Annotated in this window: 27 protein-coding genes; 16 read left to right on the forward strand and 11 right to left on the reverse strand. The window is 62.3% G+C overall.

The window, feature by feature from the left end:
• Positions 1–25: 25 nt before the first annotated feature.
• Positions 26–541: a DUF2062 domain-containing protein gene (locus BM110_RS06030; RefSeq protein WP_071491867.1), complete on the forward strand. Its 516-nt coding sequence runs from the start codon at positions 26–28 to the stop codon at positions 539–541.
• Here BM110_RS06030 and BM110_RS06035 read toward each other — a convergent pair.
• Together BM110_RS06035 and BM110_RS06040 are read right to left on the reverse strand one after the other, a co-directional pair.
• Complete coding sequence (locus BM110_RS06035; protein ID WP_093512748.1) at positions 538–1,908, reverse strand: sensor histidine kinase; 1,371 nt, start codon at positions 1,906–1,908, stop codon at positions 538–540. The genes BM110_RS06030 and BM110_RS06035 overlap by 4 nt on opposite strands.
• On the reverse strand, positions 1,895–2,623 hold the full coding sequence (locus tag BM110_RS06040; RefSeq protein WP_093123780.1) for a response regulator transcription factor: 729 nt from the start codon (positions 2,621–2,623) through the stop codon (positions 1,895–1,897). The genes BM110_RS06035 and BM110_RS06040 overlap by 14 nt, the downstream gene beginning before the upstream one ends.
• A 205-nt stretch (positions 2,624–2,828) precedes the next feature.
• On the opposite strand from BM110_RS06040, the gene BM110_RS06045 reads away from it, so the two are divergent.
• The 4 genes from BM110_RS06045 to BM110_RS06060 all read left to right on the forward strand — a co-directional run bounded on the left by BM110_RS06045 (position 2,829) and on the right by BM110_RS06060 (position 7,637).
• Complete coding sequence (locus BM110_RS06045) at positions 2,829–5,582, forward strand: response regulator (RefSeq protein ID WP_092245126.1); 2,754 nt, start codon at positions 2,829–2,831, stop codon at positions 5,580–5,582.
• Positions 5,583–5,734: 152 nt separating this feature from the next.
• Entirely contained in the window at positions 5,735–6,724 is a 990-nt protein-coding gene (locus tag BM110_RS06050) for a 2-hydroxyacid dehydrogenase (RefSeq protein ID WP_092245123.1), read from the forward strand.
• A gap of 71 nt (positions 6,725–6,795) precedes the next feature.
• Positions 6,796–7,236: a hypothetical protein gene (locus BM110_RS06055; RefSeq protein ID WP_093512749.1), complete on the forward strand. Its 441-nt coding sequence runs from the start codon at positions 6,796–6,798 to the stop codon at positions 7,234–7,236.
• Positions 7,233–7,637 carry an META domain-containing protein gene (locus BM110_RS06060; RefSeq protein ID WP_071491873.1) on the forward strand — a complete coding sequence of 135 codons (405 nt, stop codon included), beginning with the start codon at positions 7,233–7,235 and terminating at the stop codon, positions 7,635–7,637. Before BM110_RS06055 ends, BM110_RS06060 begins: the two co-directional genes overlap by 4 nt.
• Before the next feature lie 78 nt (positions 7,638–7,715).
• Here the strand turns inward: BM110_RS06060 and BM110_RS06065 are convergent, their stop codons facing one another.
• Positions 7,716–8,177 carry a TlpA disulfide reductase family protein gene (locus BM110_RS06065; RefSeq protein ID WP_071491874.1) on the reverse strand — a complete coding sequence of 154 codons (462 nt, stop codon included), beginning with the start codon at positions 8,175–8,177 and terminating at the stop codon, positions 7,716–7,718.
• Between the two features lie 115 nt (positions 8,178–8,292).
• Here BM110_RS06065 and arsC point away from each other — a divergent pair, with 115 nt between their 5' ends.
• From arsC to BM110_RS06080, 3 genes are read left to right on the forward strand one after another with little or no spacing between them, the layout of a single operon-like run.
• A complete protein-coding gene (gene arsC / locus BM110_RS06070) occupies positions 8,293–8,646 on the forward strand; it encodes an arsenate reductase (glutaredoxin) (RefSeq protein WP_093512752.1) in 354 nt (117 codons plus the stop codon).
• On the forward strand, positions 8,643–9,257 hold the full coding sequence (wrbA, locus tag BM110_RS06075; protein ID WP_071491876.1) for an NAD(P)H:quinone oxidoreductase: 615 nt from the start codon (positions 8,643–8,645) through the stop codon (positions 9,255–9,257). The genes arsC and wrbA overlap by 4 nt, the downstream gene beginning before the upstream one ends.
• Entirely contained in the window at positions 9,241–9,648 is a 408-nt protein-coding gene (locus BM110_RS06080; RefSeq protein WP_071491877.1) for a DUF2069 domain-containing protein, read from the forward strand. The genes wrbA and BM110_RS06080 overlap by 17 nt, the downstream gene beginning before the upstream one ends.
• Before the next feature lie 94 nt (positions 9,649–9,742).
• On the opposite strand, the gene BM110_RS06085 is transcribed toward BM110_RS06080, so the two are convergent.
• Both BM110_RS06085 and ttcA read right to left on the reverse strand, forming a co-directional pair.
• Positions 9,743–10,414: a DNA-3-methyladenine glycosylase I gene (locus BM110_RS06085; protein WP_093512754.1), complete on the reverse strand. Its 672-nt coding sequence runs from the start codon at positions 10,412–10,414 to the stop codon at positions 9,743–9,745.
• Between the two features lie 67 nt (positions 10,415–10,481).
• Positions 10,482–11,306 (reverse strand): tRNA 2-thiocytidine(32) synthetase TtcA, encoded by an 825-nt coding sequence (gene ttcA / locus BM110_RS06090; RefSeq protein WP_058425451.1) that lies wholly within the window; start codon positions 11,304–11,306, stop codon positions 10,482–10,484.
• A 270-nt stretch (positions 11,307–11,576) separates the two neighbouring features.
• On the opposite strand from ttcA, the gene BM110_RS06095 reads away from it, so the two are divergent.
• Both BM110_RS06095 and BM110_RS06100 read left to right on the forward strand, forming a co-directional pair.
• Positions 11,577–12,179: a Yip1 family protein gene (locus BM110_RS06095; protein WP_058425452.1), complete on the forward strand. Its 603-nt coding sequence runs from the start codon at positions 11,577–11,579 to the stop codon at positions 12,177–12,179.
• A 127-nt stretch (positions 12,180–12,306) separates the two neighbouring features.
• Positions 12,307–12,801 (forward strand): SprT family zinc-dependent metalloprotease, encoded by a 495-nt coding sequence (locus BM110_RS06100; protein ID WP_071492040.1) that lies wholly within the window; start codon positions 12,307–12,309, stop codon positions 12,799–12,801.
• A 91-nt stretch (positions 12,802–12,892) separates the two neighbouring features.
• Here BM110_RS06100 and BM110_RS06105 read toward each other — a convergent pair whose 3' ends face one another.
• Positions 12,893–14,056, reverse strand: a complete 1,164-nt coding sequence (locus tag BM110_RS06105) for a CaiB/BaiF CoA transferase family protein (RefSeq protein WP_093512756.1) — start codon at positions 14,054–14,056, stop codon at positions 12,893–12,895.
• A gap of 157 nt (positions 14,057–14,213) precedes the next feature.
• Here BM110_RS06105 and tusD point away from each other — a divergent pair, with 157 nt between their 5' ends.
• From tusD to BM110_RS06135, 6 genes are all read left to right on the forward strand, one after another.
• Positions 14,214–14,606, forward strand: coding sequence for a sulfurtransferase complex subunit TusD (gene tusD / locus BM110_RS06110; RefSeq protein WP_093123798.1), 393 nt, complete (start codon positions 14,214–14,216; stop codon positions 14,604–14,606).
• 1 nt (position 14,607) lies between these two features.
• Positions 14,608–14,958 carry a sulfurtransferase complex subunit TusC gene (gene tusC / locus BM110_RS06115; protein WP_071491881.1) on the forward strand — a complete coding sequence of 117 codons (351 nt, stop codon included), beginning with the start codon at positions 14,608–14,610 and terminating at the stop codon, positions 14,956–14,958.
• Positions 14,958–15,236, forward strand: a complete 279-nt coding sequence (gene tusB / locus BM110_RS06120) for a sulfurtransferase complex subunit TusB (protein ID WP_071491882.1) — start codon at positions 14,958–14,960, stop codon at positions 15,234–15,236. The genes tusC and tusB overlap by 1 nt, the downstream gene beginning before the upstream one ends.
• On the forward strand, positions 15,233–15,568 hold the full coding sequence (locus BM110_RS06125) for a TusE/DsrC/DsvC family sulfur relay protein (RefSeq protein WP_093123803.1): 336 nt from the start codon (positions 15,233–15,235) through the stop codon (positions 15,566–15,568). The genes tusB and BM110_RS06125 overlap by 4 nt, the downstream gene beginning before the upstream one ends.
• Entirely contained in the window at positions 15,565–16,566 is a 1,002-nt protein-coding gene (locus BM110_RS06130) for a glycosyl transferase family protein (RefSeq protein WP_093512759.1), read from the forward strand. The genes BM110_RS06125 and BM110_RS06130 overlap by 4 nt, the downstream gene beginning before the upstream one ends.
• An 88-nt stretch (positions 16,567–16,654) precedes the next feature.
• Positions 16,655–17,650 (forward strand): glutathione S-transferase family protein, encoded by a 996-nt coding sequence (locus tag BM110_RS06135; RefSeq protein WP_092245104.1) that lies wholly within the window; start codon positions 16,655–16,657, stop codon positions 17,648–17,650.
• A gap of 105 nt (positions 17,651–17,755) precedes the next feature.
• Here BM110_RS06135 and cysG read toward each other — a convergent pair whose 3' ends face one another.
• The 5 genes from cysG to lolA are packed head-to-tail and all read right to left on the reverse strand — an operon-like array spanning position 17,756 to position 22,795.
• Complete coding sequence (gene cysG, locus BM110_RS06140; RefSeq protein WP_093123813.1) at positions 17,756–19,150, reverse strand: siroheme synthase CysG; 1,395 nt, start codon at positions 19,148–19,150, stop codon at positions 17,756–17,758.
• Positions 19,151–20,431: a serine--tRNA ligase gene (serS, locus tag BM110_RS06145; protein WP_093123817.1), complete on the reverse strand. Its 1,281-nt coding sequence runs from the start codon at positions 20,429–20,431 to the stop codon at positions 19,151–19,153. It lies immediately after the preceding gene.
• 16 nt (positions 20,432–20,447) lie between these two features.
• On the reverse strand, positions 20,448–20,822 hold the full coding sequence (gene crcB, locus BM110_RS06150; protein WP_071491888.1) for a fluoride efflux transporter CrcB: 375 nt from the start codon (positions 20,820–20,822) through the stop codon (positions 20,448–20,450).
• Entirely contained in the window at positions 20,822–22,144 is a 1,323-nt protein-coding gene (locus BM110_RS06155; protein WP_071491889.1) for a replication-associated recombination protein A, read from the reverse strand. Before BM110_RS06155 ends, crcB begins: the two co-directional genes overlap by 1 nt.
• Before the next feature lie 27 nt (positions 22,145–22,171).
• Entirely contained in the window at positions 22,172–22,795 is a 624-nt protein-coding gene (lolA, locus tag BM110_RS06160; RefSeq protein WP_071491890.1) for an outer membrane lipoprotein periplasmic chaperone LolA, read from the reverse strand.
• Positions 22,796–22,818: the final 23 nt, after the last annotated feature.

A 22,818-nucleotide genomic window follows, 5' to 3' on the forward strand; every position in this document is an offset into this window, starting at 1 on the left:
CCCCTCGAACTGACCTGGATCCCTTATGCCCCGGCGCTTATTCAAACGGTACATGCCCGATCCCACGAGTATCAGGGAACATAAGTCATTACAGTTTCTCGGCACGTTGCTGCATGACCCGAACCTCTGGCACCTGAACCGACACTCGGTCGCACGCGCAATGGCCGTGGGTTTGTTCGCCGCGTTTATCCCAATCCCCTTGCAGATGCTGTTAGCCGCGGTCCTGGCGATCACCGTGCGCGGCAACATGCCCATCGCCGTCAGCCTGGTGTGGCTGACCAACCCGATCACCATGCCGGTGGTCTTTATCTGCACCTACATGACCGGCGCGTGGCTGATGAACGTGCCACCGCGCAGCCTGCCCGACGATCTGACCTGGGAATGGATCAGTGGCCAACTGAGCACCTTGTGGCAGCCGTTCCTGCTGGGTTCAGTGGTGTTGGGGCTGGTGCTGGGCGCCCTCGCCTATTGCCTGACCATGGGCTACTGGCGCTGGTGGGTGGCCCACCAGTGGAAAAAGCGCAAACAGCGTCGCGCTTAGCAGGCCCGCAAGCGCAGGTGCACGCGCAGGCCTTGCCCGGTATTTTCCGCCCACAGGCTGCCGTCCTGGCGCTGCACGGCGTTGCGGGCGATGCTCAGGCCCAGTCCGAAGCCGCCATCGCCGGGGCGTGAACCGTCCAGGCGAGTAAAAGGCGCGAAGATCCGTTCCAGATCCCCTTCATCGATCCCGCCGCCCTGATCCTCCAGCCAGACATGCCAACAATCACCTTCGCGACGCCCGTCCAGGCTGACCACACCGCCCAACGGTGAATGGCGGATAGCGTTGCGCAAGATGTTTTCCAAAGCCTGGGCCAACGCATTCAGGTTGCCTCGCACCCAGCAGTCCACCCCCAGCAGGCATGGCAGCCGCGACGCTGGCCAGTCGCTCTCATAGCAGGCGTTTTCGCGCAACATGTCCCACAGCGCTTGAAGCTGGATAGCTTCCTGGGGCAGCGGCGCCCGTTCGGTGTCGAGCCAGGCCAGTTGCAGGCTGTCTTCCACCAGGCGTTGCATCGCGTCGATTTCACGGCCGAGCCGCTCGCGCAACTGCGTCAGGTCTTGCTCACTGTCACAGGCCACTCGCAGTCGACTCAGCGGGGTGCGCAGCTCATGGGACATGTCTCGCAGCAACTGTTGCTGCAACACCACGGTGCCCTGCAAACGCTCGGACATATGGTCGAACGCTCGCCCCAGTTCGCCCAACTCGTCCTGGCGACTGGTCGCGTCGTGGGACAACCGCGTATTCAACTGATCGGCGCGCCAGGCATTGGCCTGCTCGCGCAGTTGATTGAGGGGCATGATCAGCAGCCGATACAGGCCGATGCACAGCAACAGGGTAAACAGGCCGGGAATCACCCCGTTGGTCACCACTCGCCAGAACAGTTGGTAGCGCCCCGGCATAAAGCGCTGGGGTAACTCGATCACCAGCGACCCCGCATGGGGGTCGGTCGGAAACGGGATCTTCAGCCATGGCAGGCCTTTGACATGCCGGCTCACCGGCCAATCCAACCCACGCAGAAAGGTCAGTCGCTGGCTTTCGTTGTCGCTCAGCGGGATGCTGCTCAACGATTGCAGGTCATTGCCGATCACGCCTATCCAGGTACTTTCACGCTTGCCCATCGCCTGCAGCCAAGCGTCGACGCCGGCACTGCCATCGCGAGTCCACGCCTGCTCAGCCGCGACCGCATAACCACTCAAGGTGACTCGCGCCTCATCGGACAGGTAGGCGTTCTTCTGCTCCATGTAGCGGCCCCAGGACCAACTGAGCCAGATCATCAGCAAGCAAAAGGCAATCAGCAGGCAGGCCAGCTTCCAGAATAACGAGTGCCGGCCCGGCAGCCGTTTCAAGGGGCGTTCAAAGCCCGTCATCGTGACCGCTCAGCACATAGCCCTTGCCCCACACCGTGCGCACTTCGCGCTCGGTGTAGTTGATCGCCTTGAGCTTGCGGCGGATCTGGCTGATATGCATGTCGAGGCTGCGGTCATGGGGCGCATAACCGCGTTGCAGCACATGCTGGTACAGGAAAGGTTTGCTGAGGACTTCTTCGCTGTTGCGATGCAGGGTTTCCAGCAGGCGGAATTCGCTGCGGGTCAAGCCGGCCCAGTGGTCAAGATGGAAGACATCACACCGTTCATCATCGAAACGCAGGGTGCGGGCATCGTCGTGCACCGGCGCCGAGATCGGCAGCGGACGGCGGTCGAGGGCCACCCGGCGCAGGATGGCTTCGATGCGTACGCGCAGCTCGATCATGCTGAACGGCTTGGGCAGATAGTCATCGGCCCCCAGGCGAAAACCACTGATGCGATCGGCTTCGGCGCCCAGTGCAGACATCAGGATCACCGGGATCGAATGGCTCTGGCGCAGATGAGTGAGGATCGACAGGCCGTCCATCCCCGGCAACAGGATATCCATCAACACCACGTCAAAGGCCTGCTCGCGCGCCATCTGCAGGCCCTGCTGGCCATTCTGGCACCAGGTCACGTGGAAACCACAGCGGCCCAGGTGCTCATGGACATAAGCGCCCAGCACGGGGTCATCTTCAATAGTCAGGATACTGGGTAGGCCAATTGCTGCGGGATTCATTAGTATCTGCAAGTCATTCTCAATGGCTGATTATTCAAGATTACCCCGCCACGGGCAATCGCCACCGGGCGCCGAATGGCGCGAAGATTGCCATATGTCATTAATTTGCAAGATTCCACGCTGCGCAAATGGCTACACTGCGCAGGTGGCGCGGGCCGGATGCCCGTGTGAATCATCGATATCAATGTGGTAGCAGGAGAGTGGCGTGCTGACAAGAATGGGGATAAAAGGCCGCGTACTGTTGCTGACCTTATTACCGACCAGCCTGATGGCTTCGTTGCTGGGCGGCTATTTCACCTGGATGCAGTTGTCGGAACTGCAGACCCAGTTGCTGCAACGTGGCGAAATGATCGCCGAGCAGTTGGCGCCACTGGTGGCGCCCGCCTTGAGTGCACGCAACACCGACCTGCTGGAGCGCATCGCCACCCAGTCCCTGGAGCAGCCGGACGTGCGCACCGTGTCGTTCCTCAGCCCGGACCGTGCGACCCTCGCCCACGCCGGCCCGACCATGCTCAACCAGGCACCCATCGGCAACAGCTCACACCTGTTGCAACGCACCGGCAATGACGCCACGCGCTACCTGCTGCCTGTGTTTGGCCGCCATCGCAACCTCGCCGGCGACCTGATCCCGGATGAAGCCGACCGCCTGCTGGGCTGGGTCGAGGTGGAACTGTCCCACAATGGCATGTTGCTGCGTGGCTACCGCAGCCTGTTCGCCAGCCTGCTGCTGATCGCCATCGGCCTGATCTGCACCGCGGCACTGGCCCTGCGCATCAGCCGCACCATCAACGCGCCGATCGGCCAGATCAAGCAAGCCGTGGCCCAGCTCAAGGACGGCAACCTGGAAACCCGCCTGCCGCCCCTGGGCAGCCAGGAACTGGACCAGCTCGCCTCTGGCATCAACCGCATGGCCGAGACCCTGCAGAACGCCCAGGAAGAACTGCAACACAGCATCGACCAGGCCACCGAAGACGTACGCCAGAACCTGGAAACCATCGAGATCCAGAACATCGAGCTGGACCTGGCGCGCAAGGAGGCGCTGGAGGCCAGTCGCATCAAGTCGGAGTTCCTGGCCAACATGAGCCATGAGATCCGCACGCCGCTCAACGGCATCCTGGGGTTTACCCACTTGCTGCAAAAGAGCGAGCTGACCCCGCGTCAACTCGACTACCTGGGCACCATCGAAAAATCCGCCGACAACCTGCTGGGCATCATCAACGAGATCCTCGACTTCTCGAAAATCGAAGCCGGCAAGCTGGTCCTCGACAGCATTCCGTTCAACCTGCGGGACTTGCTGCAAGACACCCTGACCATCCTCGCCCCCGCCGCCCATGCCAAACAGCTCGAACTGGTCAGCCTGGTCTACCGCGACACGCCGCTGGCATTGGTCGGCGACCCGCTGCGCCTCAAGCAGATCCTCACCAACCTGATCAGCAACGCGATCAAGTTCACCCGCGAAGGCACCATCGTGGCGCGAGCGATGATCGAGGACGAGCAGGAAGACAGCGTGCAATTGCGCATCAGCGTGCAGGACACCGGCATCGGCCTGTCCAACCAGGACGTGCGTGCCCTGTTCCAGGCCTTCAGCCAGGCCGACAACTCACTCTCGCGCCAACCCGGCGGCACGGGCTTGGGCCTGGTGATTTCCAAGCGCCTGATCGAACAGATGGGCGGCGAAATCGGCGTCGACAGCACGCCGGGCGAAGGCTCGGAGTTCTGGATCAGCCTCAACCTGCCCAAGACCCGCGACGACGTGGAAGACCTGCCGTCGGCGCCCCTGCTGGGCCATCGTGTTGCGCTGCTGGAAAACCACGAACTGGCACGCCAGGCGCTGCAGCACCAACTGGAAGACTGCGGCCTGGACGTCACGCCGTTCACCAGCCTGGAAAGCCTGACCAACGGCATTACCAGTGCCCACCAGACCGAGCAAGCCATTGACCTTGCGGTCCTTGGTGTTACTGCCAACGACATCCCGCCCGAGCGCCTCAACCAGCACCTGTGGGACCTCGAACACCTGGGCTGCAAAGTGCTGGTGCTGTGCCCCACCACCGAACAGATGCTGTTCAATCAGTCCGTACCCAATCCCAACAGCCAATTGCAGGCCAAGCCGGCCTGTACGCGCAAATTGCGGCGTGCCTTGTCCGACCTGATCAGCCCGCGCCCCACGCGCAGCGAACCCGGCGAACCCTTGTCCAGTAGGGCACCGCGTGTACTGTGTGTGGATGACAACCCGGCGAACCTGTTGCTGGTCCAGACCCTGCTGGAAGACATGGGCGCCCGGGTACGCGCCGTGGAAAGCGGTTATGCGGCCATCGACGCGGTGAAGCAGGACACCTTCGACCTGGTGCTGATGGATGTGCAAATGCCGGGCATGGACGGCCGCCAAAGCACCGAGGCGATCCGCCAGTGGGAAAGCGAACGCAGCGGCACGCCATTGCCGGTAGTCGCCCTCACCGCCCACGCCATGGCCAACGAAAAACGCGCCTTGCTGCAAAGCGGCATGGACGACTACCTGACCAAACCCATCAGCGAACGCCAACTGGCCCAGGTGGTGTTGAAATGGACCGGCCTGGCCCTGCGCAATCAGGGGCCGGAGCGCGCGACCGACAACCTCGGCCCTGGCGTGCAATTTCCGGTGCTCGATCACGAGGAAGGCCTGCGCCTGGCGGCCGGCAAGGCTGATTTGGCAGCAGACATGCTCGCCATGTTGCTTGCCTCCCTGGAAGCCGACCGACTCGCCATCACCATTGCCCGTGACGCCAACGACAACAACGCCCTGATTGAACGGGTGCATCGTCTGCACGGCGCCACCCGTTACTGTGGCGTACCGCAACTGCGCGCCGCCTGCCACCGTGCCGAAACCCTGCTCAAGCAGGATGACGCCAAGGCCATGCATGCGCTGGACGAACTGGACATGGCGATTGCACGGCTGGCCAGCGAGGCGCGGGTCAGCGCCTGAGAGACTTTGACGCCGATCAGCTGTGGGAGGGGGCTTGCCCCGATAGCGTCGTATCAGTCGAAGCATCTGTAGCTGACACACACTAATCGGGGGCAAGCCCCCTCCCACAGTTGTCCAGCGTTTCCAACTGATTAATTGCGGGGAGCCTTTTGATGCGCGTGATTCTATTCAGCAGCCAAACCTACGACCGCGACAGCTTTCTCGGCGAACCGTTGCCCGTAGGCCTGGAGCTGCAATTCCAGCCCGCCCGGCTCAACCTCGACACCGTGGCCCTGGCCGAACATCACGAGGTAGTCTGCGCCTTTATCAACGATGACCTCAGCGCCCCGGTGCTGGAGCAGTTGGCCAAGGGCGGCACGCGGTTGATCGCCCTGCGCTCGGCGGGCTACAACCATGTGGACCTGGCCGCCGCCAAGCGCCTGGGCCTGACCATCGTGCGCGTACCGGCCTACTCGCCCCATGCGGTGGCCGAACACGCCGTCGCGCTGATCCTCGCCCTCAACCGCCGCCTGCCCCGCGCCTGCAACCGTACCCGCGACGGCGATTTCAGCCTGCATGGCCTCACCGGTTTCGACCTGGTGGGCAAGACCGTCGGCGTGGTCGGCACCGGACAGATCGGCGCCACCTTCGCCAACATCATGGCCGGCTTCGGCTGCCGGCTGCTGGCCTACGACCCCTTCCCCAACCCGCAGGTCCAGGCCCTGGGCGCGCAGTACGTGAGCCTGCCCGAACTGCTGGCCCAGGCGCAGATCATCAGCCTGCACTGCCCGCTCACCGCCGACAGCAAACACCTGATCAACGCCCGCTCCCTGGCGCAGATGCAACCGGGTGCGATGCTGATCAACACCGGTCGCGGTGGGCTGGTCGACACCCCGGCGCTGATCAAGGCGCTCAAGGACGGCCAGCTCGGCTACCTCGGTCTGGATGTCTATGAGGAAGAAGCGCAGTTGTTTTTCGAGGACCGCTCTGATCTGCCCTTGCAGGACGACGTGCTCGCACGCCTGCTGACCTTCCCTAACGTGATCATCACTGCCCACCAGGCGTTTCTGACCCGCGAGGCCCTGGCCGCCATCGCCGGCACGACGTTGGCCAACATTGCCGCCTGGGCCGATGGCCGGGCACAGAACCTCGTCGAAGGATGATCAGTGGTTACATACCAGGCTCATGATGAGCCAGCACCCGTGATAGGATGCCGCGCCTATTTGGAGGATCCATGGCCGAACACGATTTCCGCTTCAGTTTGCTGAGCCCGCAACACACCCTGATCGAATGCCGCGCCCTGGTGCCGGGCCGTTACCAGGTCACCGGCAACGGTGGCTCGATCAAGCATGGCGACGTTCTGATCGTCTCCCTGCGCGGCAGTAAAACCCTGTCGATGCGCCTCACCGTCGAAGGTGACGCGCGCTACTCCATCCGCCCGGCGGGCCAGTGGGTCGCCATGGCCCAGGGGCCGAAGTTCGGGGAGTTGGAGATTCACACCTGGAAGGTCAACTGCGACAACTGCGACGCCGTGTTGGACTTCGAGTTTGCGGTGGAAACCAAGCTGACCAAAGAACCGCTGCAACCGGCCGCCAATGCGCGGATCGCCGAGTTGGGCTGGACCAGCGAGGGCGACAAGCACCGCTGCCCGAAATGCCAGAAGGCTGCGCAATGAGAGGCCTGTTTCTGCTCGCCGCCCTCGGGGCGGGCCTGACCGGCTGTGCCGGCGACGCGGTCAAGCTCAAACAGGATCACAGCTACGTGGTGGAATGGATTGGCGAGCGGCCGCTGATGGATTACGCGCACCTGACCGTCACCCTCGGCGCCGATGGTCGCGCCTATGGCAACGGCGGCTGCAACCATTGGTTCGCGCCCTACACCGTCGACGGTGAGAAGCTCAGCTTCGGCCAGATCGGCAGCACCCGCAAACTCTGCGCCGAAGCGTTGATGGAACAGGAACACCGCTTCTTCCAGGCCCTGCAAGGCGTGCAGCGCTGGGATATCTCGCCGATCGAGCAGACCCGGTTCTGGCCGGCCGAGGGCAAACCGATACGATTGTGGCTCGAAGAAGGCTGATTTTCCCAATCCATGGATTGATGGAAGCTAAATGTGGGAGGGGGCAAGCCCCCTCCCACATTTGATTCCGGGTAGCCCCTAGCCGCGCAAGGCCTTGAGCCTGGCCAGCACGCCTTCCGCCGTCTGCTCGCCCATCAACGTCTCGCGCACCTTGCCCTTGTCATCGATGATGTAGGTCACCGGCAACGCTTCGCTGCGTGGAATATCGAAAATCTCTTCCGGGTTCTGCGCCAGCACCGTGAACTTGATGCCCAGCTTGTCGCTGGCGGCTTTCAGCTCTTCGCCCTGGACATTGTCGAAGTTGACCCCGAACACGCCCACGTTCTGCGCCTTCAACTGTTCGGCCAAGGCATTGAGTTCAGGGATTTCCGTGCGGCACGGACCACACCATTCGGCCCAGTAATTGACCACCAGCCACTGCTTGTCCAAGCGTTCGGACGCCACCTTCTTGCCAAATTGGTCAACGCCGTAATCGTTACCGCAGCCGCTGAGCAGCAGGGTTGTGATGATCGCCAATGCACCGATCAGTCGCCTTGTCATGGGGTAATCCTTCGCAAAAATGAACGTTGGCTGCGGCCTATCGCCTCTTACGGTTTAAGGACAGGTCGCTGCACGGGTAGAATACCCGCCACCTTACGCAAGATGCGACCCGCACATGACCGATCTGACGCTTTATCACAACCCGCGCTGCTCGAAATCCCGCGGTGCGCTGGAGCTGCTGGAGGCCCGTGGCCTCACCCCCACCGTCGTACGCTACCTGGAAACCCCGCTGGACGCCGCGCAACTCAAGGCGCTGCTCGGCAAGCTGGGTATCAGCGCGCGCCAACTGCTGCGCACCGGCGAAGATGAATACAAAACCCTGAACCTGGCCGACGCCAGCCTCAGCGAAGCCCAGTTGATCGCCACCATTGCCGATCACCCGAAATTGATGGAACGCCCGATCCTGGAAACCGCCGACAAAGCCGTCATCGGCCGGCCGCCGGAAAACGTACTGGAGATCCTGCCGTGACGTCGCCGTATGTGCTGGTGCTGTATTACAGCCGCAATGGCTCGGTCAGCGAAATGGCCCGGCAGATTGCCCGGGGTATCGAGCAAGGCGGGATGGAGGCACGCTTGCGCACCGTGCCGGCGATCTCCACCGAGTGCGAAGCCGTGGCACCGAGCATTCCGGAGGAAGGCGCGCTGTATGCCAGCCTCGACGACCTGAAACACTGCTCCGGCCTGGCCCTGGGCAGCCCGACCCGCTTCGGCAACATGGCCGCGCCGCTCAAGTACTTCATCGACGGCACCAGCAACCTGTGGCTCACCGGCGCCCTCGTCGGCAAGCCGGCCGGGGTGTTTACCTCCACGGCCAGCCTGCACGGCGGCCAGGAAACCACGCTGATGTCGATGCTGCTACCGTTGCTGCACCACGGCATGCTAATCACCGGCCTGCCCTACAGCGAACAGGCCTTGCTCGATACCCAGGGCGGCGGCACGCCCTATGGTGCCAGCCATCACGCCGGGCCGGACGGCAAGCGCATGCTCGACCAGCATGAGATCGCCCTGTGCCGCGCCCTGGGGCTACGCCTGGCGAACACCGCCACCCTGCTGGAGGGCGGTCGTGGCCAGGAAGCCTAAGGTCCTGCCGCCCCAGGCGTGGCTGGAGCCACGGGTCAGAATTGCTCGCGCGCTGAGCCTGCTGGCGTTTTTTGGCCTGGTGGGGTTGCTGTGCGTGTACTACCTGTTTGTTGCTGATCTGCACGGCGCACGGCCGTGGGTGATCCTGCTGATCGAACTGGTGCCCTTGCTGGTGCTGGCGCCAGGCATGCTGCTGGGCAGCGCGCGCGGGCACTCATGGATGTGCTTTGTGGTGAACCTGTATTTCATCAAGGGCGCGCTGGCGGCGTATGACCCGAACCGGCAGTGGTTCGGGGTGCTGGAGATGCTGGCGAGCCTGGCGGTGTTTTGCACGGCACTGTTGTATGTGCGCTGGCGGCATCAGTTGAACCGGCGGTTGGCAGCGGCCTGAAGCCCCTCATCGGGGGCAAGCCCCCTCCCACACTTTTACCGCGCCGCCTATCAAATGTGGGAGGGGGCTTGCCCCCGATGGCATCATCCCGGCCTCAATGGTTGACGGTGTACGCCAACATCATCGACAACTGGCACATCGGCCGTCCACTCTCGGTGTGCCACTGGTTGAACGCGCCCTGCACCGTCGCCAGGTCGCGCAGGCTGGTCGGCGCCTTGTCGACGATCTTCTGCGCGTTCAACGCCGCCACCACGTCATAACTCGGCACAAAGGTATCCTTGCCGACCATGCGTAAAAAGCGCGGCGCTGACAACCCGCCGAGCTGGTGGCCGTGTTTGCTCAGGTACTTCCACAGGCCGACAATGTCGGTCACCGGCCAATCGGCGATGAACGCGCCGAAGCTGCCCTTCTCCTGCTCGATATCCAGGATCATCTGCGCATTGCGCGGCACGCTCTTGAGCTTGCCCAGGTGGCGGATGATGCTGGTGTCCTGCATCAGCCGCTCCAGGTGCTCGGCGCCCATCAGTACGACTTTTTCCGGGTCGAAGCCGAAAAACACCTTTTCGAACGCCGGCCACTTGGCGTCCACCACGCTGTGCTTCAAGCCTGCACGAAACACGCGCAACGCCAGGGTCGACAGGTAGCGATCATCACTGATCTTGCGTAATTGCGCCGCAGTCTTGGGCACAGGCAGGTGGGCTTCCAGCTCGGCTGCCGAACCGAAGCGGTTCAGACAATATTCGTGCAGCCACTTGTAATCGCGCATGCCCTCTCCTGGCAATTGAATGGAAAACGGCGCCCGCGAGCGCCGTGTGTCAGAGCCTTGAATGGGCTCAGAGGTTCACAACATTGACGAAGCGCGACGCGGCGGTCTCATCGATTTTCAGGCTGGTGAAGTCGAACAGGTTGCGGTCGGCCAACTGTGAGGGGATCACGTTCTGCAGGCTGCGGAAGATGCTTTCGGTGCGGCCCGGGGTCTTGCGCTCCCAGTCCAGCAGCATTTCCTTGACCACCTGGCGCTGCAGGTTCTCCTGGGAGCCACACAGGTTGCACGGGATGATCGGGAATTGCTTGAAGTCGGAGTAAGCCTGGATGTCTTTCTCGTTGCAATACGCCAGCGGGCGGATCACCACGTTGCGCCCGTCATCGGCACGCAGCTTGGGCGGCATGGCCTTGAGCGAGCCGTTGAAGAACATATTCAGGAAGAAGGTCTCGACGATATCGTCGCGATGATGCCCCAGGGCCATCTTGGTCGCGCCAATCTCATCGGCGAAGGTGTACAGCGTGCCACGGCGCAGGCGCGAACACAGCGAGCAGGTGGTCTTGCCTTCCGGGATCAGTTCCTTGACCACCGAGTAGGTGTCTTTCTCGACGATGTGGTACTCGATGCCCAGTTCCTTGAGGTAGGCCGGCAGCACATGCTCAGGGAAGCCCGGTTGTTTCTGGTCCATGTTGACGGCGACGATCTCGAACTTGATCGGTGCGACCTTTTGCAGGTGCAACAGCACGTCGAGCATGGTGTAGCTGTCTTTGCCGCCGGAGAGGCAGACCATGACCTTGTCGCCGTCCTCGATCATATTGAAATCGGCGACCGCTTCACCGGCCAGGCGACGCAGGCGTTTTTGCAGTTTGTTCTGGTTGACCGTAAGAGTGCCCATGGCGCTTGGATCCGCTGGAGGTGTGTGACGAAAAGCCCAGCATTTTACCGATAAGAATCACCGAGTTCCAATGTGGGAGGGGGCTGCATTCCAATCTGCGATTAACCCCAACGTTTACAGCGCAATTTGCTCTAAAGGCCCTACAGTTATTCCGGTCATCCCTTCCTATACTGCGACAAGAGGTCGCACAGCTATCCAGGACCTTTGAGGCCATTTGGCCCGTGGGCGCTCCGATGGGGGGCGATGGCAATAACGACAGGAGTGACTGGCATGATCCATCACGTCGTGGGGCTTTTTACCCATCCCGACCAGGAATGGCGGGAAATCCGTGGCGATAAAGAAGAAAGCATCGGCCACATGTACCTCACTCACACCCTGATTCTCGCGGCGATTCCCGCCGTTTCCGCGTTTATCGGTACCACCCAGGTCGGCTGGGTCATCGGCAACCGCGCGCCAGTGATGCTGACCCAGGAAAGCGCACTGTGGATGACCATCATGTCCTACGCCGCGATGCTCGCCGGCGTGGCGGTGATGGGTGCATTCATTCACTGGATGGCGCGTACCTATGACGCCAACCCGAGCATGGCCCGCTGCGTGGCGTTTGCCACCTACACCGCCACGCCACTGTTCATCGGCGGGCTGGCGGCGCTCTATCCACATATGTGGCTGGGCATGGTGGTAGGCACGGCGGCCATCTGCTACACGGTGTACCTGCTTTATGTAGGTGTGCCGACCTTTATGAACATTGATCCGGATGAAGGCTTCCTGTTTTCCAGTTCCATACTGGCCGTGGGGCTGGTGGTGCTGGTGGCGATCATGGCCTTTACCGTGATTGTCTGGGGCTTGGGCGTAGGCCCGATCTATACCAACTGAGCAGATGAACCGTGGGCAAAGCCACCGCAAGGTGGCTTTGTGCATCATGCATGACCATTCGGCGCCTGACAGATTCGGAAACACCCAGCTTTGCGGCATACTGGGCGTCTCTGGAGATATGTACAGCATGCCCGAGCAACTCAATACCCGCGTCGAAGATTGTTTCCTGCTAGCCGAATCCTTTTTCAAACGAAGCTTCAAACGTCCCCAGGTCAGCCTCAAGCTGCGGGGCCAGAAGGCCGGTGTCGCGCATTTGCACGAGAACCTGCTGCGCTTCAACCCGCAGTTGTACCGAGAAAACAGCCAACATTTCCTCAAGCAGACCGTAGCCCATGAAGTGGCGCACCTGATTGCCCACCAGTTGTTTGGTGAACGCATCCAGCCCCATGGCGAGGAATGGCAATTGATCATGCGCGGGGTCTACGAACTGCCGCCGGACCGTTGCCACACCTATGCCGTGAAGCGCCGCCAGGTGACCCGCTATATCTACAAGTGCCCGTGCGCGGACAGTGACTTTCCGTTCTCGCCCCAGCGCCATGGCATGGTGGCTCAGGGCCGAAGGTATTTGTGCAGGCGGTGCCGGCAGACGCTGGTGTTTACCGGTGAAACCCGGGTGGAATGAGGGCCTCATCGGGGGCAAGCCCCCTCCCACCTGTTGACCACGCCGCCTATCGAGTGTGGGAGGGAGCTTGCTCCCGATTGCGTCGGTCCAGTCACCCTACTACCTTGGTCCGCCGCAGATCCTGTATGCGCTGAACACTGAACCCCAACTCCGCCAGCACCTCATCACTGTGCGCCCCCACAGCAGCGCCTATATGCCTGGGCGCTGGCAACCCCTCCGAGAACTTCAACGGGCAGGCAATCTGCGCCTGGCTCGAGCCATCCCCCCTGGGCACCTGACTGACCAACGCCCGCGCCCTTAACTGCGGATGTTGCACCGCTTCACTCAGGCTCAACACCGGCTCCACACACGCATCCACCCCGGCAAACAACTCACACAACTCATCAAAGCTACGTTTCTCGAATTCAACCTGCAGCGCCTGCTTGAGTGTGGGCGACAGGCCCAGCGCCGCCAACTCCGGCCGTCCCAGCGCGTCACAGAGTTGCTGCATAAACCCAGGCTCCAGACTGCCGACCGACATCCAACGCCCATCCCGCGAGCGGTAATAATCGTAAAAACTGCCACCGTTCAGCACATGGCTTTCGCGTTCAGGCTCGACATCGCACGCCAGGAAGCCCGCACCCGCCATGGCGTTCAGGCTGAACGAGCAGTCGGTCATGCTCACATCCAGGTACTGGCCTACCCCGCTCTGCTGCCGGGCGATGACCGCCGCGAGCATCCCCACTACCGCATGCAGCGACCCGCCGCCCACATCCGCCAGTTGTACGCCCAGTGGCAACGGGCCGCTGTCCCGGCGCCCGGTGTAGCTGGCCACCCCGGCCAGCGCCAGGTAATTGATGTCGTGCCCGGCGCGGTCCCTGTACGGGCCAGTCTGGCCATAACCGGTGATCGATACATATATCAGCCGGGGGTTGATCGCCTTCAATGCCTCATACCCCAACCCCAGTCGCTCCATCACCCCAGGGCGGAATTGTTCAAGCAGGATGTCGTATTCCTTGACCAGCGCCCGTACGATCTCCAGCGCCTCGGCCTGCTTGAGGTCCAGCGCCAGGCTGCGCTTGTTGCGGTTGAGGTAGGCGTGGCTGGCCGACGTGCCCTGGTCGTGGGGTGGCAGTACGCGCAACAGGTCCATGCGCGTGGGTGATTCGATACGCAGCACCTCGGCGCCCATGTCTGCCAGCAACAGCGACGCAAACGGGCCAGGCAGCAAGGTGGAAAAATCCAGCACTTTGAGGGACGCCAAGGGACCTGACATGGGCACTCCATTTCGGTTTTGAATGCCCACAGACTAGGCAGCCTTGCGCCGGTCGGCAATCGCCGGAACGGTCACCGACAGTGACCGTTTTGATCACGGCGGGCTTTTTCGCGGCGGCGGCTTTATCATTGGCCCACGTTTGCTTGCAGAGTGTTCCATGAAGTTTGCGATTGCAGTGTTTTGTGCCGCCCACGCGCCCTCCTCGCGCCGCGCCCTGCTGTTTGCCCGGGCGGCACTGGCCGGCGGGCATGAGATTGTGCGGCTGTTTTTCTACCAGGACGGCGTGTACAGCGCGTCCAATTCGGTTGTTGCGCCCCAGGATGAGCAGGACATCGCTCGCCAATGGCGTGAGTTTGTCAGCGCGCACCAACTCGACAGCGTGGTGTGCATCGCCGCTGCCTTGCGTCGTGGCGTGCTCAACGAGGAGGAAGCCACGCGTTATCAACGCAGTGCAGTCAACCTCGATGCGCCGTGGGAGCTGTCGGGCCTGGGGCAATTGCACGACGCCGCCCAGGCCGCCGATCGCCTGATCTGTTTTGGAGGGCCGTGACATGTCCAAATCCCTATTGGTGATCAGCCGCCAGGCACCTTGGTCTGGCCCGGGCGCACGCGAAGCACTGGACATCGTGCTGGCTGGCGGTGCCTTCGATCTGCCCATCGGCCTGCTGTTCCTCGACGACGGCGTGTTCCAACTGGCACCACATCAGGACGCCAAGGCCGTGCAGCAGAAGGACCTCGGCGCCAACCTGCAGGCGCTGGGCCTGTTCGGTATCGACGAGGTATTCGCCTGCCACCATAGCCTGGCCGAACGCGGCCTCACGACGCCCGCCAGCGCACAGCCGCTGGACAGCGCTGCGATCTCCCAGTTGATTGACCGTTACGACCAGGTGATAACCCTCTGATGTCGACTCTACATGTGGTTTCCCACTCCCCGTTTACCGATAGCCGCCTGGACAGCTGCCTGCGTATCTGTGGCGTTAATGACGCCATCCTGCTCTGCGGCGACGGCGCCTATGGGCTGCACAACGCGGCGCTGCAAACCAAAGGCGTGAAGGTGTTTGTGCTGGCCGAAGACATGCAGGCGCGCAACCTGCCCTTGCCGGACTGGGCCGACAGCGTCGATTACCCGGGTTTCGTGCAGTTGTCGCTCGACTACGACAAGGTCAACAGCTGGCTATGAACACCCTGACCGTAGGCACACGCACCCTGGAACTGGACAAGGACGGCTATCTGGTCGACCTGAACGCCTGGTCCGAGGAAGTCGCCAACGCCCTGGCCGCCGCCGAACCCCTGGCGTTGACCGCGGACCATTGGGAAATCCTCACGCTCTTGCGCCAGTTCTACAGCGAATTCCAGCTGTCCCCGGCCACGCGCCCGCTGATCAAGTACACCGCCTTGAAGCTGGGCCCGGAAAAGGGCAACAGCCTGCACCTCAACAAACTGTTCAACGGCACTCCCGCCAAACTCGCCGCCAAGCTGGCGGGCCTGCCCAGGCCGACGAATTGCTTATGACCGACTTTGCCCCGCTGACTCTTCAAACCCCTGCCGAGCACCCGTTTGCACCATTCGTGCGCATTCTGGGCAAAGGCAAGCGCGGTGCGCGCAACCTCACCCGTGAGGAGGCCCGCGAAGCCATGGGCATGCTGCTCGACGAAAAAGTCGAGGACACCCAGCTCGGCGCCTTCCTGATGCTGCTGCGCCACAAGGAAGAAAGCCCGGAAGAACTGGCCGGTTTCACCGAAGCCGTGCGCGAACGCCTGGATGCCCCGGCACTGAACGTGGATGTCGACTGGCCGACCTACGCCGGCAAGAAACGCCACCTGCCGTGGTACCTGCTGGCGGCCAAGTGCCTGGCGCAAAACGGCGTGCGCATCCTCATGCACGGCGGCGGCGCCCACACGGCGGGACGGCTGTACACCGAGCAATTGCTGGGGGGTTTGCAGATCCCGCTGTGCCGCAACTGGCAGCAGGTCGAGGCCGCTTATGCACACGGCAACCTGGCGTTTATCCCGCTGGGCGACTGGGCGCCGCAATTGCAACGCATGATCGATCTGCGCAACACCCTGGGCCTGCGCTCGCCGATCCACTCCCTGGCGCGCCTGCTCAACCCACTGAATGCGCGGCTGGGCCTGCAAAGTATTTTCCATCCGGGTTACCAGGGCGTGCACCGCGATGCCAGCGGCCTGCTCGGCGACAATGTAATCGTGGTGAAGGGCGACGGCGGCGAGATCGAGATCAATCCCGACTCGGCCAGTCACCTGTACGGCACCACTGGAGGCGAAAGCTGGGACGAAGAGTGGCCCGCCCTCTCCGCCCAGCGCCACGTCAAACCGGCCACACTCGAACCCGAGCATCTGAACGCGCTGTGGCGCGGTGATGTCGAAGACAGCTACCCACAACTGGCCCTGATCGCGACCATGGCCCTGGCCTTGCGTGGCCTGGGTCATTCACGGGAACAAGCGTTCATCCTGGCCCAGCAATACTGGGACGCGCGGGACAAATCGATTTAATTGATCATTAACGCCCGGTCTTTGCGCTTTTAAATCGAACTCAGCCCTTTAGACTGGCCTCCAACGCTTATTAGCCAAGGAGCCAGTCATGGGTTTGCTGATCGAAGGGCACTGGAAAGACCAGTGGTACGAAAGTAGCGCGGACGGCGCGTTCCAGCGCGAACAGGCGCAGCGCCGCCACTGGGTCACCGCCGACGGCGCGCCAGGCCCGAGTGGCGAAGGCGGCTTCACAGCCGAGGCCGGCCGCTACCACCTCTATGTCTCCCTGGCCTGCCCCTGGGCTCACCGCACGCTGATCCTGCGCAAGCTCAAGGGCCTGGAAAGCCTGATCGACGTGTCCGTGGTCAGCTGGTTGATGCTGGAAAACGGCTGGACCTTCGACAAGGCCCACGGCTCCACCGGCGACAAGCTGGATGATTTCGACTTCATGCACCAGCGCTATACCGCCGATACCGCCGATTACACCGGACGCGTCACCGTGCCGGTGCTGTGGGACAAAAAGCTCAAGCGCATCGTCAGCAATGAATCGGCGGAGATCATCCGCATGTTCAACGACGCCTTCAATGAATTGACCGGCAACACCCTGGACTTCTACCCCCAGCCGCTGCGCACGACCATTGACGCGTTGAACGAACGCATTTACCCGGCGGTGAACAACGGCGTGTACCGCGCAGGCTTCGCCACCTCACAGCAAGCGTATGAAAGTGCGTTTGATGATGTGTTCGCCGAGCTGGGTCATCTGGAACAACACTTGAGCGATCATCGCTACCTGGCCGGTGAATACCTGACCGAGGCAGATGTGCGGCTGTTCACCACGCTGATTCGCTTTGATGCGGTGTACTACAGCCATTTCAAATGCAATTTGCGCAGGATTGCGGATTACCCGAACCTGTCGAATTGGTTGAGGGAGATGTACCAGTGGCCGGGGGTGGCCGAGACGGTCGATTTCGAACACATCAAGGGGCATTACTATGCCAGCCATCGCACGATCAACCCGACGGGGATTGTGCCGAAGGGGCCGTCGCAGGGGTTTGATGAACCGCACGATCGGAAGCAATTGATTGGCAAAGGCGTGTGGAACTGATCCGACGTATTGGCTGGCTTTTAGGGCCTCATCGGGGGCAAGCCCCCTCCCACACAGGAATGCAGTCCAATGTGGGAGGGGGCTTGCCCCCGATGCTTTCAAGGCTCAGACCTGCGACTGTGCGCCTTCAAACCACTTCAGCTTCTCGCGCAACACCACCACTTCGCCGACGATCACCAGTGTCGGCGCATGCACTTCATGCTCCGCCACCATCCGTGGCAAGTCGGCCAGGGTGCCGGTGAACACGCGCTGGTTGGACGTGGTGCCCTGCTGGATCAAGGCCGCCGGGGTATCCGCCGCACGCCCGTGCTTGATCAACTGATCACAGATGATCGGCAAGCCGATCAAGCCCATGTAGAACACCAGGGTCTGCGAGGGGCCCACCAGGTCATGCCAGGGCAGGTCCGAGGTTCCGTCCTTCAAATGCCCGGTGATAAAGCGCACCGACTGCGCATAGTCGCGATGGGTCAGCGGAATTCCGGCATATGCCGCGCAACCGCTGGCTGCCGTGATTCCCGGCACCACCTGGAACGGAATGCCATGGGCGGCCAGTTCCTCGATCTCTTCGCCACCACGACCAAAGATGAACGGATCGCCCCCCTTGAGGCGCAACACCCGCTTGCCCTGCTTGGCCAGGTCCACCAGTTGCTGGTTGATCTGGTCTTGTGGCACGGCGTGGTCGGCGCGACGCTTGCCGACGTAGATACGCTCGGCATCCCGGCGGCACAGTTCGAGGATCGCGGGCGCCACCAGACGGTCGTACAACACCACATCGGCTTGCTGCATCAGGCGCAGGGCACGGAAGGTCAGCAGGTCGGGATCACCCGGACCCGCACCCACCAGATAAACCTCGCCCGGCGCATAAGGCGGCGCGCCGTTGACCTTCTCGATCAGCAAGCGCTCGGCCTCATCGCCCTGCCCGGCCAACTGGCGGTCGGCAATCGGGCCCTGGAACACTTCTTCCCAGAACGCACGGCGCTGCTGCACATCCGGGTACAAGCCTTTGACCTGGGCACGAAAACGCGCCGCCAGCCCGGCCAGCTGCCCGTAAGTGGATGGAATCCAGGTTTCCAGCTTGGCGCGGATCAAGCGTGCCAGCACCGGCGCATCGCCACCGCTGGACACGGCGATCACCAAGGGCGAACGGTCGACGATCGCCGGGAAGATCACGCTGCACAAGGCCGGCGCGTCGACCACATTGACCGGTACGCAACGGCGCTTGGCATCGCTGGACACTTGCGCGTTCAGCGGCTCGTCGTCGGTTGCCGCGATGATCAGGGTGCAGCCGTCGAGGTCGGCCTCCTGATAACCGCGCAGAATCAGTTCCCCGCCACTGCCCAGTACCAGTTCACGCAACTGGTCTTCGATCTGGGGAGCAACCACCCGCAGCAACGCCCCGGCGTCGGCCAGCAGCCGGGATTTGCGCAAGGCAATCTCCCCGCCACCGACGACCAGCACACGACTGCCGCGCAGGTTATGAAACAGCGGCAGAAATTCCATTTAGCGAATGACCTCAACGCCCGCCATGTAAGGCTTGAGCACTTCCGGTACGCGGATCGAACCGTCAGCCTGCTGGTAGTTTTCCAGCACCGCCACCAGGGTACGGCCTACGGCCAGGCCGGAACCGTTGAGGGTGTGTACCAGCTCCGGCTTGCCGGTTTCCGGGTTGCGGAAACGCGCCTGCATGCGACGGGCCTGGAAATCACCGCAGTTGGAGCACGACGAAATCTCGCGGTACTTGTCCTGGCTCGGCACCCACACTTCGAGGTCGTAGGTCTTCACGGCGCTGAAACCCATGTCACCGGTGCACAGGGCCAGCACGCGGTACGGCAGTTCCAGCAGTTGCAGGACGCGCTCAGCGTTGGCGGTCAGGCCTTCCAGGGCGTCCATCGAGGTCGACGGCTCGACGATCTGCACCATCTCGACCTTGTCGAACTGGTGCTGGCGGATCATGCCGCGAGTGTCGCGGCCCGATGCGCCGGCTTCACTGCGAAAGCACGGGCTGTGGGCGACGAACTTGATCGGCAGTTGCCTGGCGTCGAGGATCTCGCCGGAGACGATATTGGTCAGCGACACTTCGGCGGTCGGAATCAGGTACAGGTCGGCTTCGCCGTCGCGGCTGATCTTGAACAGGTCTTCTTCGAATTTCGGCAACTGGCTGGTGCCCATCAGCGCCGGCGCCTGCACCAGGTACGGGGTGTAGGCCTCTTCGTAACCGTGCTCGCCGGTGTGCAGGTTGATCATGAACTGCGCCAGTGCGCGGTGCAGGCGCGCAACCGGGCCGCGCAACAGCGAAAAGCGCGCGCCGGACATCTTGGCGGCGGTTTCGAAATCCAGGCCACCGCTCAGTTCGCCCAGGGCGACGTGGTCCTTGATCTCGAAATCAAAGGCCTTTGGCGTGCCCCAGCGACGCACTTCGACGTTGCCGTCTTCGTCTGCGCCGATCGGCACCGATTCGTGGGGGATGTTGGGGATGCCCAGCAGGATCGAATCCAGTTTGGACTGGATCTTTTCCAGCTCGACTTTACCCTCGGACAGCTCGGTGCCCATGCGCTCGACATCTGCCATCAACGGTGCGATGTCTTCGCCGCGCTGCTTGGCCTGACCGATGGATTTGGAACGCGCATTACGCTCAGCCTGCAGTGCTTCGGTGCGGGTCTGGACGGTCTTGCGCTGTTCTTCCAGCGCTTCGATGCGCGCAACATCCAAGGCAAAGCCACGGGATGCCAGGCGGTCCGCTACGTCCTGAAGGTTGCTACGTAACAGTTTGGAATCGAGCATGTCGGTCTCTCGTTTATCAAAGTTTGGTCAAGGACAGGCCGGCCCAGGTAGCGAGCAGCCCGCCGAATACGCTGATGCCCAGGTACCCGAAGGCTATCAGGGCCTGCCCGCTTTCCAGCAGGCGCAACGTATCCAGTGAAAAGGATGAAAAGGTCGTCAGACCGCCTACAAAGCCGACAATCAAGCCGGCGCGAATTTCAATCGGTACTTCCGGGCGCAACAGGAACCAGCCGTACAACAGCCCGATGATCAGGCAGCCCACCAGGTTGACCGCCAGGGTCGCCGCGTAAAAATGCCTGGGCCAGTTGGCGCTGACCCAGGTGCCGGTGGCGAAACGCAATAATGTACCAGCGATGCCGGCTGCGGACACGGCAAGAATCGTCTTGAACACTACTTTCTCCGCTGTCTGGGGCTGAGTCGATCGAGTTGCGCGAGGTGATTGAGCTTTTCGCCGATCTTCAGCTCCAGGCCACGGGGCACCGGCTGATAGAGCGGCAACGGTTCAAGCTCATCGGGAAAATAGTCTTCACCGGCCGCGTAGGCATCCGGCTCATCGTGGGCGTAACGGTATTCATCGCCATAACCCAGCTGCTTCATCAGCTTGGTCGGCGCGTTGCGCAGGTGCATCGGCACTTCGAGCGAGCCATATTCGGCGGCGGCGCGCAATGCGGACTTGAAGCCCATGTACACCGCGTTGCTTTTTGGCGCGCAGGCCAGGTAGGTGATGGCCTGGGCCACCGCCAACTCGCCTTCCGGGCTACCGAGGCGTTCCTGTACGTCCCATGCCGCCAGGCACAGGCTCAGTGCACGCGGGTCGGCGTTGCCGATGTCTTCGCTGGCCATGCGCACCACACGGCGAGCGAGGTACAGCGGGTCGCAACCGCCATCGATCATGCGTGCAAACCAGTACAGCGCACCGTCGGGGTTGGAGCCGCGCACGGATTTGTGCAGTGCCGAGATCTGGTCGTAGAAGGCCTCGCCGCCCTTGTCGAAGCGGCGCCGCGTGTCGCCGAGCAGGCTTTGCAGGAGGTCGACGCCAATCTCACCGCCGTCTTCGGCCAGGTCGGAGGCGTTTTCCAACAGGTTGAGGAAACGACGACCATCGCCATCGGCGGCCGTCAGCAGGATCTTGAAGCCCTCTTCGCTCACGCTCAGTTGGCGCTTGCCCAAGCCCTTGTCTTCGTTCAAGGCGCGCTGCAGCAGCTTCTGCATCGCCGCCTCGTCCAGGCTTTTGAGCACATAGACCCGCGCCCGCGACAGCAAGGCGTTGTTGAGCTCGAACGAAGGGTTTTCGGTGGTGGCGCCGATGAAGATCAGCGTACCGTCTTCCACATAGGGCAGGAACGCATCCTGCTGCGACTTGTTGAAACGGTGCACTTCGTCGACGAACAGGATGGTGCGCTTGCCGTACTGCCCCGCCTGCTGCTTGGCGACTTCCACCGCCTGGCGGATCTCCTTGACCCCGGCGAGTACCGCCGAGACCGTTTCGAAGTGCGCATCCGAGACCTTCGCCAAGAGCCGCGCCAACGTGGTCTTGCCCACCCCCGGCGGCCCCCAGAAAATCATCGAGTGCAGCGCACCCTGCTCCAGGGCTTCACGCAGGGGCTTGCCGCGAGCGAGCAGGTGTTCCTGACCGACGTACTCGTCCAGGTTGGTCGAACGCAGGCGTGCGGCCAGTGGCTGGGCAATCGGGTCACTTCGAAACAGGTCCATGGGCAGCGTTTGAAACCTCTGGGGAATTTATTCCTGGATCACGTCGGCACCCTTGGGGATGTCGAACTTGAACTTGGACGCCGGTACCGGCTGGTTGGCCTTGACCCCGGAGAACAGGATATCGGTGCGCTGGCCGACGCTGTCGATCAGGCGCATGTTGTTGATCACGCCGTTACCGAACGACAAGGACAGGGTGTCAAACAGCGTGTCCTTGGATTTCGGCTTGAGGGTGAATTCGATCACGTTGCTGGTCTGCTTGGAGGTGATGTCGAAGCTGTCGTTGATCTTCGACACGTCACCTGAGAGCAACAGCGCCGGGGTCTGGTTCAGGCGCGGGTCGAGCTTCTTGATGGTCGCCTGTTCCAGGTCCGGGTCCCACAGGGTGACCTTCTGGCCATCGGACACGATGGTCTGCTCGGCCTTGCCCTCGGTGTGCCAGTAGAACAGGCCAGGACGCTGCACGGCCATTTCGCCGGCGGTTTCCTGCAACTGGGTGCCGCCGGCATCCAGGGTCAACTGGGAGAAGCGCGCGGTCAGGGTCTGGGATTTGTCGAGCAGATTCTTCAGGCTGGCGACGGAGGCCGGGTCAGCGTGAGCCGAAACAGCGGTCAGGGCCAGTGCCGGCAACAACAGCATGCGGATAAAGCGCATGGGAGTCCTCATTGAGTAGTCAG

The sequence above is a fragment of the Pseudomonas sp. NFPP28 genome (assembly GCF_900115535.1).
Classification (GTDB): Bacteria; Pseudomonadota; Gammaproteobacteria; order Pseudomonadales; family Pseudomonadaceae; genus Aquipseudomonas; species Aquipseudomonas extremorientalis.